This is a genomic window from Parabacteroides sp. TM07-1AC, assembly GCF_003480915.1.
Taxonomy (GTDB): Bacteria; Bacteroidota; Bacteroidia; order Bacteroidales; family Tannerellaceae; genus Parabacteroides; species Parabacteroides chongii.
Window position 1 is genome coordinate 111245 of sequence record NZ_QUKD01000006.1, and the last position, 13142, is coordinate 124386.

At 43.0% G+C, this 13142-nt stretch carries 9 protein-coding genes; all 9 read left to right on the forward strand.

The genetic code is table 11. From position 1 onward, the window contains the following. Window positions 1-89 precede the first annotated feature (89 nt). The 9 genes from DXD68_RS13730 (at window position 90) to DXD68_RS13770 (ending at window position 13141) form a co-directional block, all read left to right on the forward strand. Window positions 90-1319, forward strand: coding sequence for an alpha/beta hydrolase family protein (locus tag DXD68_RS13730; protein ID WP_122362136.1), 1230 nt, complete (start codon window positions 90-92; stop codon window positions 1317-1319). A gap of 51 nt (window positions 1320-1370) precedes the next feature. Further along, the gene (locus DXD68_RS13735; protein WP_075559573.1) at window positions 1371-2255 is read left to right on the forward strand and encodes a TIM barrel protein; all 885 of its coding nucleotides are present in this window, start codon (window positions 1371-1373) and stop codon (window positions 2253-2255) included. Between the two features lie 4 nt (window positions 2256-2259). Then, window positions 2260-3402, forward strand: coding sequence for a glycoside hydrolase family 43 protein (locus DXD68_RS13740; RefSeq protein WP_122362252.1), 1143 nt, complete (start codon window positions 2260-2262; stop codon window positions 3400-3402). 172 nt (window positions 3403-3574) lie between these two features. After that, entirely contained in the window at window positions 3575-4465 is an 891-nt protein-coding gene (locus DXD68_RS13745) for a YitT family protein (RefSeq protein ID WP_075559572.1), read from the forward strand. A 481-nt stretch (window positions 4466-4946) separates the two neighbouring features. Next, entirely contained in the window at window positions 4947-5495 is a 549-nt protein-coding gene (locus tag DXD68_RS13750) for an RNA polymerase sigma factor (RefSeq protein WP_122362137.1), read from the forward strand. 66 nt (window positions 5496-5561) lie between these two features. Then, window positions 5562-6644, forward strand: a complete 1083-nt coding sequence (locus DXD68_RS13755; RefSeq protein ID WP_122362138.1) for a FecR family protein — start codon at window positions 5562-5564, stop codon at window positions 6642-6644. Window positions 6645-6765: 121 nt separating this feature from the next. Continuing rightward, on the forward strand, window positions 6766-10230 hold the full coding sequence (locus tag DXD68_RS13760; RefSeq protein WP_122362139.1) for a TonB-dependent receptor: 3465 nt from the start codon (window positions 6766-6768) through the stop codon (window positions 10228-10230). 19 nt (window positions 10231-10249) lie between these two features. Continuing rightward, window positions 10250-12040, forward strand: coding sequence for a RagB/SusD family nutrient uptake outer membrane protein (locus DXD68_RS13765; RefSeq protein ID WP_122362140.1), 1791 nt, complete (start codon window positions 10250-10252; stop codon window positions 12038-12040). A 159-nt stretch (window positions 12041-12199) separates the two neighbouring features. Beyond that, window positions 12200-13141 (forward strand): endonuclease/exonuclease/phosphatase family protein, encoded by a 942-nt coding sequence (locus DXD68_RS13770; RefSeq protein ID WP_122362141.1) that lies wholly within the window; start codon window positions 12200-12202, stop codon window positions 13139-13141. Window position 13142: the final 1 nt, after the last annotated feature.

The following is a 13142-nucleotide window of genomic DNA, read 5'->3' on the forward strand; positions in this document are numbered from 1 at the left end:
CCGTATATGGCCGTCGTATGTGGAGGGATACGGTCATCGTATACGAGCGCATACGGTAATCATATAAAAAGACTAAACTGAATAATATCATGTACAAAATAATTACTACTTTATTTACTCTGCTGCTGGTTTTGCCGGTAGTGGGACAAACTTCCAATCCGGATGCTCTTTCAGGAATAACTACCGGTCGTAAGGACGGACGTTTCCTGAGTTCCAGAGGTTCTGTTCAATATATGTTGAAGCAAATGAAACCGGCTTATGCCTTTGATCCGTCCTTTACACCTGCTGAGTTTAAGGAATGGCAATCCGGTCTGTGTACAGCAATGAAAGAGTTGATGCATTTTCCGGAACAGTCGGATGTACCGGCTCCGGTTTGCATCAAAACGGTTCAGCGGGATGGCTATCGGGTTGAGAAATGGGAGTCCTATCCGTTGCCGGGCAGTGTCGTTCCTTATCTTGTCTTGATTCCGGATGGTGTCGATGCCGGTCATAAAGCTCCGGCTGTGCTTTGCATACCCGGATTTGGAGGTAGCAAAGAAGGGCTGGCGGGTGAAACCGAAGGGGATTATGAATTGACTTCACTCCCTGTCGAGCCCGTAAAGAAGGGGGCAATGGCTTTACATTATGTGAAGAAAGGATTGGTGGCTGTTGCAGTGGATAATACCTCCTGCGCCGAGCTTTCAGACAACGGCTATTTTGATTATTTGAATACATCCCGTATTTTACTGGAAATGGGATGGAGTTATCTGGGACTTACCGCTTATCAGGATTGGAATGTCCTGAACTGGATGAAAGAACAGGATTTTGTGAATAAAGAGCGGATCATCGTCAGCGGTTTCTCTTTGGGGACCGAACCGTTAATGGTATTGGGTGCTTTGGATCCGTCCATCTATGCATTTGTTTATAATGATTTCCTGTGTCGTACGCTCGAAAGGATTTTGGTTATGACGAAACCGGATCCGAAAGGGTCACGTCCTTTCCCGAATTCTATTGAGCATTTGATACCTGGCTTTCTGACGCAATTTGACTTCCCCGATCTGGTTGCGGCTTTGGCTCCCCGTCCGGTTATTTGTACGGAAGGTGGCCTCGACCGCGATTTCGACCTGATCGGTAAAGCCTATCGGATAGCAGGTAAACCGGATAACTTCACGTTCTATCATTATAAGAAGTTTGCCGATCCGAAAGACCGGAAGCAAATAGAAGAAGTTCCGGAGGGTATCGATCGGGATACCTATTTCGATCTGGTCAATGTCGATCCGAAGAATCATTATTTTAAAGAAGAATGGGTGTTACCGTGGATCGATAAGGTGCTGAAATAGATTCTTTTCTTATATTTGTACCATCTAAATTAATTATCAATTCTGAATAACATGGAAAACATCTCAAGAAGAACAGCCATTAAGACCGCGTTGGTAGGTGGTGCTGCATTAGCCGTATCCGGACTGGATGCCGCCAATCCTGCGAAAAAGAAAAAAGTAGAAACAAAGGAACCGTTGAAAGGTAATATCCGCCATTCCGTTAGTAAATGGTGCTTCGGCAGCTATCCGTTGGATGAGTTTTGCGGAATATGCAAGAATATAGGGATTGAATCGATCGAGCTACTTGATCCGAAGGACTGGCCGGTCGTACAAAAACACGGGTTGACTGTGGCTATGTGCCAGGGGGCCGGACTGGGTATCGACCGCGGGTTCAATGATCCTAAGTTGCATGATGAACTGGTAGCCAGCTACGAACAGGTTATTCCTATGGTCGCTGAGGCGGGATTGACTAATCTGATCTGTTTCTCCGGCAAACGGAACGGACTGACAGATCTTCAGGGATGGGAAAACTGTGAGAAAGGATTGAAACGCCTGATGCCGTTGGCAGAGAAACATAATGTCGTCCTGACAATGGAGCTGCTGAATAGCGTAGGACATAAGGACTATCAGTGCGATCATACTATTTGGGGGGTGGAACTGTGCCGCCGTATCGGTTCTCCTAACTTTAAGCTTCTGTATGATATCTATCATATGCAGATTATGGAAGGCAATATCATTGAAAATATTCAGAAGTACCACGAATATTTCTCCCATATCCATACCGGAGGAAACCCCGGACGTGCAGAGATCGATGAAACACAGGAACTTTATTATCCGGCTATCATGAAGGCGATAGTGGAAACCGGCTATAAAGGATTTGTCGGTCAGGAATTTGTGCCTCGCCAGGAGGATAAGATTGCTTCTCTTGAAAAATGTATTCGTATCTGTGATGTATAGCCGTATGAAGAAAGTTCGGTTCATACAGATATGTGCATTGTTGTTTGCTTTTACTTTTGTGAGTTGTAAAAGTAAAACAGGTACGGAGCAGTCAGGAGGAGTTTTTACTCCGGGAGAACTATGGCAGGATAATCAAGGTGTGCATATTAACGCCCATGGAGGAGGTATCCTTCATGCCGGAGATACTTATTACTGGTTTGGCGAACATAAGACGGAAGGAACCGCCGGTAATAATGCCCTGGTCGGTGTTCATTGTTATTCTTCCAAAGACCTGTATAACTGGAAAGACGAAGGTGTTGCTTTATCTGTTGTGAAAGACGATCCTTCGCATAGCATTGCAGAGGGGTGTATCCTGGAACGTCCGAAAGTGATCTATAACAAGAAGAATAACAATTATGTAATGTGGTTTCACCTGGAACCGAAAGGAGCGGGGTACTCCGGTGCACTTAGCGGTATTGCTGTAAGTGATAAGGTGACAGGCCCTTATCAATTTCTTCGTGCCGTACGTCCTAATGCGGGTCATTGGCCGATCAATGTACAGGAGATTCATAAACAGGGCGTTCCTGAATCGGATAGAAGCCAGTTCACCGGTGGTAGTTTACCTGCTCATCCGGACAGTCTGAATCTGCTCGGACGTGATATGGAAGGCGGACAGATGGCGCGTGATATGAATCTTTTTGTAGATGACGATGGTAAAGCGTACCATATCTATTCTTCTGAAGAGAACAGTACTTTACATATTTCTCAGTTGACAGATGACTATACGAATTATTCCGGAACCTATGTCCGTTTCTTTCCGGGTCGTTTTATGGAAGCACCGGCTATGTTCAAACGTGACGGGAAATACTATCTGATCATGTCCGGTTGTACAGGATGGGCTCCGAATGCCGGACGCTCGGCTGTGGCATCGTCTATCTGGGGACCCTGGGAAGAACTGCAAAATCCGTTTGTGGGGGCTGATGCCGATCTCTCCTTCCATTCCCAAAGCACCTATGTTTTGCCGACTCCCGGTAAACCGGGACAATTCATTTATATGGGTGACCGCTGGACTCCCGACAATGCAATAGATGGTCGTTATATCTGGCTGCCTATCCGTTTCGAGGGCGATCAACCGATCATAGAATGGCATGATAAATGGAGTTACTGACCGGTTGGTCCATTGTAATAGAAATTTAACAATCCCTTTTTTATAAATTCATCGGATCATACCGATAAATTGATTTAATCTTCATTAATTTTGCAGCTTCGTTTTGGTGAGGCTGCAAAATTTGTTTTTAGGCATGGTGATCATTATAACGATATTAAAATAAACATTTGAAATGAAATCAACTTTATCGATTACCTCAAGGCAGTTAATGCTGAGAGAGCTGCACGATTATCTGATGATCGCTCTGGGCATGCTTTTTTATGCTATTGGGTGGACAGTTTTTCTTTTGCCCAACGACATTACTACCGGAGGGGTGCCGGGTATTGCTTCTATTGTGTATTGGGCTACCGGACTGAATGTCCAGTACACGTATTTTGCAATTAATGGCGGGTTATTGATCGCTTCCCTGATTGTCTTGGGTTGGAAATTCAGTGTAAAGACCATTTTTGCCGTATTGGTCATGACGACTATTCTGCCGATCATCCAGAGTGCAACAGCTGGTTTGCATTTACTGGGTAATCAACCGTTCATGGCCTGTGTTATCGGTGCTTCCTTCTGTGGTAGCGGTATCGGCATTGCATTTTCTGCTAACGGTAGTTCCGGTGGTACGGATATTATTGCTGCCATTATCAACAAATACAGGGATATTACTCTGGGACGTGTCATTCTGATGACGGATATGATCATTATTTCTTCCAGTTATTTTGTCCTGCATGATTGGGAAAAGGTGGTTTATGGTTTTGCAACATTGTATATTTCCAGCTTTGTACTCGACCAGGTTGTGAACAGCGCCCGTCAATCCGTGCAATTTTTTATAATCTCCAAGAAACATGAAGAGATAGGACGTCGTATCAATAAAGATCTTCATCGGGGTGTAACGGTTATAGACGGAACCGGCTTGTATACAGGGCTCGGAGTGAAGATGATGTTCGTATTGGCAAAAAAGCGGGAGTCGACTACTATTTTCCGTTTGATCAAAGATATAGATCCGGAAGCCTTTGTTTCACAGAGTGCCGTTATCGGTGTGTATGGAGAAGGGTTCGATCATATCAAAGTAAAATAAATAACTCTTTATAATTACTTCTATTCAGGCACGGGATTTATATATTCCGTGCCTGAATAGTTTGTAGAAAAGGCTTTTATACTTAGTTCTCCCCACTGCAATGGGGAAAAGAACCCACTATAATGGGGATAAACCCCCACTGGTATGGGGGAAATTCCCCGCTTAAGAAAATAAGTGGGGAATTTTAATGACAATTTAAGACGTACATTCTTCTTCCCGATTTAACCTATTGTAATATAAAATGAGCTATATTTGCATCCGTGAGGTTGTTAATTCTAGCAGGATTATTTCCGACCTTTTATTTTTAAAGAGGTAGATGCGTTAAGAGTGTAATACTATTTATGAGCTTATGAAATTATATGATCCGGATACTAATATTTACTTAATTTTGATGTAATATGAGTGTAATAATGCATTTTTATTTTTGCGCCCTAATTGTTGTTGAAAGACTGTTACAATAATTATATAAGTAGATATTTATATGCAAATATCCGATGAAAAATTATGGGGATTATGTTTGACAGGGGATAGAGAGGCTTTTAGAGAAATCTATTGCCGCTTCTATTCTTTATTGTATAATTATGGCTCCAAATTGGTCTCGGATAAGGATTTAGTAAAGGATTGCATCCAGGATATTTTCATAAAGCTAATTCAGAACTACCAGTCTCTTTCTGCTACCCCGAACGTGAAAGGGTACTTGATCAAAGCCTTACGTAATAAATTATATGATACACTCGAAAAAGAGAAAGCCACCGACGATATCTCCCTGTATGAAGAAGTGTTCGTGACCGATGAACTGATGCCGTTGCTTTCTTTTGATGAATCGGAAGCTGATAATCAAGCAAAACTTCTGATGCAGGCCTTTTCACAATTATCTTCCCATCAACAAGAGGTTATTTACTTATATTATGTGAATGAGTTAAAGCATGATGAAATAGCCGAGATTATGGGAATAAATTATCAATCTAGTAAAAATCTGCTATTCAGGTCATTATCTAGTCTTCGGAAATTATATCAAAAAAATAATTGATTTTATTCAAAAAAAGTGAGTACCAAATGAACTCTTTCCCGTAATAGGAGTAAAAAGAGGTTACTCGTGAATAGAAAACAAAAAATATCAGATAAGAAATCGTTCGAACAGGCCGGTAAGGACTTGCTCCGGAAAATACATGAAGCAGAGCCCGATCGTCGGCAGGAAGCATTGGCGTCCTGGCAGGAGATAGAGGCTGGCTTGAGTCGGCCACATACTTCATTCCGGTTGCGCTCCCGCTTTATATGGTCTGTTGCTGCCTCAATAGCCGTACTTCTTTCTGTCGGTCTTTATTTTTGGACAGACGGAAAAAAAGATTCTTCCATGTCGCTAGCTTTGCTTGAAAATAACACATCTTCCTTGTCCGGTAATGAAATTGTTCTGATTGAAAGTAAAGAGAAGTTGCAGCTGAAAGACGAATCGTCTATTACATACGATGCAGAAGGAAAGTCGAACGTGGAAGAACACGTTGTAAAGAAAGAAACGGCGGAAGATAGAAAAGAGAAAAAAGAAGAAATAAACCAGATTATTGTACCAAAAGGCAGAAGGGCGGACATTACTTTTTCGGATGGAACGCGGATGTATGTAAATGCCGGTACACGTGTTTTCTATCCTGCTGTATTCAAAAAAGATAAAAGGGAGATTGTCGTCGAAGGCGAGGTTTATTTGGATGTGGCGAAAGACCCTTCGCGCCCATTTATTGTCAAAGCGAACGGTTTCGATGTCAAAGTGCTTGGTACACAGTTTAATGTTTGTGCTTATAAGGAAGATGCGTCGGCTTCCGTAGTCTTGGTCGATGGACGGGTAGAAGTTAGCTCCGGTAAGAATACTAAATCTATACTCTCTCCTAATCAAATGATTGAAATAAATGATAAAGGGACGGATGTAAAGGAGGTAGATGTTTTTGAATATATCTGTTGGAAGGATAACATGATGATGTTAAGTGACCGGAAAGTAGGAGAGACGCTGGACCGGTTGTCTCGTTATTACGGACGTAAGATTTGGTATAATGAAGAGATTGGGAATATCCCCATTTCCGGGAAGCTGGACTTGCGAGAAAATATGGAGGATGTGATCAGTATCCTCTGCCAGTCCCTATTCCTTCAGTATAAAACAGATGCGAATAATAATATAATAATATCAAAATAGAATGCCTATGGGGAAGACATTTAATTAAAAAAGAACCGAACGATACGGCCATATCACTCGGTTCTAAAGTCTCTTGTTTAATCTATTAATTTATGTATCAAAGAAAAAACATTACAAATGTATGAAAAAGAATGAAGAATTCAGCCGAAAACCGGCTCATTTTCTTAAAAGTGCATGTTTAGCCTTATGTCTGGTTAGTTATGGAGGATCTGCCATCTACGCAGCATCGGCCTATGCGGAGCAAACCACATTGACCGTTCGTATGAACAACCGGACCGTAAAAGATGTATTTAATTACATCGAAAAGAACAGTGAATTTATTTTTGTGTATCACGGTTCAAATATCAATTTGAACAGGAAAGTAAGTGTGGACGTTCACAACCAGACGGTTGAAATGATACTGAAGAATATGTTCGAAGGAACAGACATCGAGTATATCATCAACGATCGTCAGATTATCATTCGCCGCAATGAAAAAACTAACAGATCTGTTAGTTTTGCTGCTGAACTTCAGCAGCAAAAGAAGATAACTATTACTGGTAATGTGAAAGATGCAACTGGCGAGCCGTTGATCGGTGTGAACGTGCTGGTGAAGGGGACAACTATCGGTGGGATTACGGATATGGATGGTAATTTCTCTTTGTCGGATGTGGATCCGAATGCGACAATCAGTATTTCTTATATTGGTTATAGAACACAGGATATTGCGTTAAAAGGGAAAAGTGCATTGAATATTACTTTGAGTGAAGACAGCGAGGCGTTGGAAGAAGTGGTTGTTATCGGTTACGGTACACAGAAGAAAGTGGATTTGTCCGGAGCAGTAGCAACTGTTTCAACTAAGGTGTTGGAAAACCGTCCGGTCTTGACAGTCGGACAGGCCTTGCAGGGTTCAGTTGCTAATATGACCGTTTCTATCGGTAGTGGCCAGGCAACGGATTCACCTACATTTAATATACGTGGTACGACTTCTATCAATGGGGGTGATCCGCTGATTGTTATTGACGGTGTTGTCTCTACGGGAGAGGAGCTGAACCGTATGAACCCTTCTGATATCGGAAGTATTTCTGTTTTGAAAGATGCTGCTTCGGCAGCTATCTATGGTTCACGTGCTGCATTTGGTGTAATTTTGGTAACAACGAAGACGGCGGGACAGGAAAAACTGACCGTAAATTATAGTAACAATTTTGCCATGCGTAAGTTGAGTAGTATGGCAGAGGTGATTACAGATCCTTATACGGTGGCAACGGCGCGTAATGATTTCTATTATCCGTGGGGTGTGAATCACAACCAGGAAGAATTGGAATATGCGAAGCGTGTTTCATCTGATCCGAGCGTATCCCCTTATTTCCTGAAGCCGGATGGAACTTATGCTTATTTCGGTCAGACCGATTGGTTTGGTGAAGCCTATAAGAACCTGGCATTCTCAACGAATCACACTGTCGATGTCTCCGGAAAGACCGATCGTCTGAATTACTATTTCTCTGCTGGTTATAACTTCCAGGATGGTATGGTTTCGCAAGGGACGGATAAGTTTAACCGATACAATTTGCGTTCCAAGCTGGATTTCAAACTGACTGATTGGTGGACGTTGGGTAATAATACCAGTTTGGTAATTTCCGATTATGATGCTCCTTACTTTTTGGGGGATGATTATTATTGGGCTGTAAACCGTCGTAATGCGCTGGTGCCTATAAAGAATCCGGATGGTTCTTATACTGAAGACGGCGCCGCTATCATGGGACGTTTTGCGGAAGGCGGACGTAAGAAAGAAAACAAAACTACTTTGACAACGCAGTTTACGACTAAGCTGGACATTATTAAAGATGTTCTTTTTGTAAACGGTTCGTTTGCCTATGTCGCTAACCGGAACAATAAGGACGGTGCGCAATTGTCTGTTCCTTACCGGAAAGGTCCGGAAACTCCTATTCTGTATCAGAACTCGGTTTCTTCTGCTTTCTTCGATAATACTGAAGCGTCAACGGTTACTTTCGATGCGTATGCAACTTTCCATAAGTTGTTTAATGATAAGCACGATTTCACGGCTATGGTGGGTTACAACCAGGAAAGCTGGAGTGAATCTTATGAGTATGCCCAGCGAAAGGAGCTAATTACAGACGGACTGCCTACACCTAATTTGGCTACGGGCGACATGACTGTTACTCAACGTATCAGAGAATTGTCTTTCCGAAGTGTTTTCGGCCGTTTGAATTATACGTATGATAATCGTTATATCCTGGCGGTGAATGCCCGTTATGACGGCACTTCACGTTTCCCGACAGATTCCCGCTTTGTTTTCAACCCGTCCGGATCTGCTGCATGGGTCATTTCACAGGAAGGTTTCTTTGAGCCTCTTAGAGATGTGGTTAACTTCCTGAAATTACGTTTTTCTTACGGTAGTTTGGGTAATCAATATCTGAAAGACAACTATTATCCCTATTTGGCAACAATGGGTTCCGATAAGTCGAAAGTCATATTGGATGGCAAACAGCCTGTCTATGTTTCTTCTCCGGGGTTGGTAGCCGGCGATTTGACTTGGGAAACGGTGACGACTTCCGACTGGGGTATGGATGTCAACTTCTTTAATAATCGCTTGACGGCTACTGTCGATGGTTATATCCGCCGTACGAAAGATATGTTGAGAAGCGGTGCGAAACTGCCGTCAGTATTGGGTACGGCTGTTCCGCTGGAAAATGCGGCCGACTTGAAGACTACCGGTTGGGATTTGACAATCAGCTGGCGTGACCAGTTTAAACTGGCAGGCAAGCCGTTCAACTATGGCGCGAGCTTTAATATCGGCGACAGTCGTTCTAAGATCACAAAATATGCCAATGAAACAGGTAGTTTAGGCGATCATTATGTAGGTAAAGAATGGGGTGAAATCTGGGGATTGGTGAATGATGGTTTCTTTACTTCTCAGGAAGATATTGACAACAGTGCCGACCATACAGAAGTCGATCCGTATCCCGGTACGCCGCCTATGGCTCCGGGTGATGTCAAATATAAGGACTTGAACGGCGACGGCAAGATCAATAAAGGTGCCAACACATTGGCTGACCATGGTGACTATAAGGTCATCGGTAATGATCAGGCCCGTTATGCTTTCGGTTTCACAGCCAATGGTGATTGGAACGGATTCGACTTCAGCATATTTATACAGGGTATTATGAAAAAGGATTACTATCCGACCCGTGACCCGTATTTCTGGGGTATGTATTATGATCCGTGGACAAATCTTACGTATGGTAACTATAACGACCATTGGACAACAGAAAATCCGAATGGATTCTTCCCGCGTGTCAAGTCTTACCAGGCCTATGTCGCTAACAGAGGATTGGCTATTCCGCAGACACGTTATTTGCAAAATGCGGCCTATGCCCGTCTGAAGAACTTGACGTTTGGTTATACGCTTCCTCAGAAGTGGGTGGAAAAGGTTAATATCAGCCGCCTTCGTGTTTTCTTCTCCGGCGATAACCTGTGTGAAATCACTGGTCTCTACAAATACTATAAGATGGATCCGGAATGTTTGGGCGGACAGATTTATCCGTTGCAGCGCTCCTATTCTTTCGGTTTAAATGTTACATTCTAATTTTAGCAAGACATAAGTTATGATCAAGAATAATATAAAAATATGGATGTTCGGGTGCATCGGTCTTTTAGGTTTAAGCGGATGTAACGACTCTTTTTTGGAAAAACATCCGGAAACTTCAATCACGGAAGACGGATTTTTCAACAACACAAGCGATTTGGAAGCCTATACAAACGGTTTGTATGAAAAGATTACTTCCGGCTACTCGGATGCTCCTTCCGATAATATGATTTATACGGAAAGTAAGGATATTTACAGCATGATGCGTGGCGAGGTGAATCCAGATAACCGGAGCACCTGGGATTGGGAAGATATTCGGGATGTCAATTTTATGTTGGCCAGAGCCGGTAAGGCACAGGGCGATCCTACGGAAATCAACCATTATATTGGATTAGCTCGTATGTTCCGTGCGAAATTGTATTATGACAAGGTTTTGTCCTTCTCGGATGTGCCTTGGTATAGTCGTGATTTGCAGACAACAGACAAGGATTTGCTCTATAAGACACAAGATCCTCGCGCCTTGGTTGTAGACTCTATCATGGCGGATTTGGAGTTTGCCGTTAATAATATGACAGCCGGAACCAGCCGGACTCGTTGGTTTAAGAATGGCGCTTTGGCCATGCAGGCTCGTATTGCCCTGGATGAAGGTTGCTGGCGTAAATATCATCCGGAATTGAATCTGAATGACTCCGAACGTTTCTTGCGGGTGGTGATAGATGCTTGTCAAAAGATTATGGATTCGGGTATGTACGAATTGTCGACTGCTAAGTCTGGCGATATAGATGCTTATGAAGCAATGTTCTGCAGCCAGGATTTGAGTGGCAATAAAGAGATGATTATCTTCGAAGATTATGATAAGGCGTTGGGTCGTACTCATAATGCCGGAGGATCATTGTTCGACTTCAACTCCAGTATGTCACGTGATTTGATGGAGGATTATTTGGTGGTGGAAGATGGAAAGACAAAACGTTTCCAGGATGTGCCGGGGTATGCGACTAAGAAGTTCACAGAAGTGTTTGAAAATCGTGACCCGCGTATGCGACAGACTTTTATGACACCAGGCTTTGTTCGGGCAGACAAAGTAGATGCCTATCGTCCGAAGCTGACAATGGGTGGTTATCCGCAGGTGAAGTTCTCACCTCGCACGGCTGATCAAATCACTTGGAGTAATTCTTATACAGACCTTCCTCTGATTCGTTATGCCGAAGTTTTGTTGATGTATGCTGAAGCGAAAGCTGAACTGGGCGAGTTGACACAGGACGACGTGGATCGGACAATCAATCTGTTGCGTGAACGTGTCGGTATGCCGCGTGCTTCGTTGGCTGACTGGTTGAGTAACATCGATCCGGTACAGGCTAACCGTTATTCGAATGTCGCTTCTTCACAGAAGGGTGCTGTTTATGAAATACGTCGCGAACGCCGTATTGAACTGGCATGTGAAGGTTTCCGCTATGGTGATTTAAGACGTTGGGGTTGTGGTAAACTGCTGGCTAATGTGCCGGAAGGCGTTTATTTGGAACCTGGTTATTTGGATGTAACCGGCGATGGACAACCGGATTATGCCATTGTTGCTACAAAGGCTGATGCAGATGCTATTCCGCAGGAAGATAAGGATAAATACAATCTGCAAGTTGAAATATTGGAAGGCAATACTTATTCGCTGACCAATGGGAATAAGGGATATGTCCGTATGATATCACAGGTTGGTCGTTGGAATTTTATAGAACCTAAATATTACTATACTCCGATTGCGACAGAGGACTTGACTTATAATCCGAATCTGGTTCAGAACCAATATTGGAAGCAATAATTCATCACGCTTTTATTTGTAGGTAAAATAAATTATTCTTATATCTCAAAAGCTGTATCTGACATTGTAACGGATACAGACTTTTGAGATATATTTTTGAATCGCTTTTATCTTTTTATCTTTGTGGTAGAATTACATTAATATCGATAAGTTATACACATGAAAACACAGATCCTCGCTTGTATTGTGTCGGCAATATTGCTTCTCAATCTGTTTACTTCCTGCTCCGAACAGGAAAAAGAACAAGAACTCACTGTCCTTGCCTGGAATATCTGGCATGGCGGCCATTCAAAAACCTATGGTCAAAAAGCCTGTGACGGCATTATTGGCGTATTGAAGAAAAGTCAGGCTGATGTTGTCCTGATGGTTGAAACATATGGGGCAGCACCTATGGTTGCCGATTCGCTCGGATATGAACATTATCTGATTTCCGATAATCTTTGTATCTACAGCCGTTATCCGATTGTAAAGAAATATACTTATCCAGACGTGATCGGTACATTCAATTTCGGAGGAGTGGAAATAGATATGGACGGAACACCAGTCCGCCTGTTTGACACCTGGATACATTATCTACCTGATATGCGTCTGACACCTACCGACAAGTCGGAAGAAGAAATACTGGCCTGGGACGATGCCGGTACACGTGACGACGAGATACGCAAAATATTGGGTGTCCTGAAACCAGTGATAGCCGAGGCTGATAGCATTCCGGTCATTATGGGAGGCGATTTCAACAGTCATTCTCACTTGGACTGGACCGAAGCGACCAAGGATATGTATAATCATGGGGGCGCTGTTGTCAACTGGACGGTATCCAAAGAAATGGAAGCCGCTAATTTTAAAGACAGCTTCCGCGAGATCAATCCCGATCCGGTGAAGAACATCGGAACGACCTGGCTGACAGATGCTGATTCTTTGGAAACAGTGAACCGTCAGGACCGTATCGACTTTATCTATTATCAGGGTAAGACGATACAGGCAGTAGAGTCCCAATGCTATGATAATATCCTGGGCGAAACATTCTCTTTCAAAGGAGATGATTTCTTTTATGCTTCCGATCACGGATTCGTATTGACAACTTTCAAAATAACACATTAAT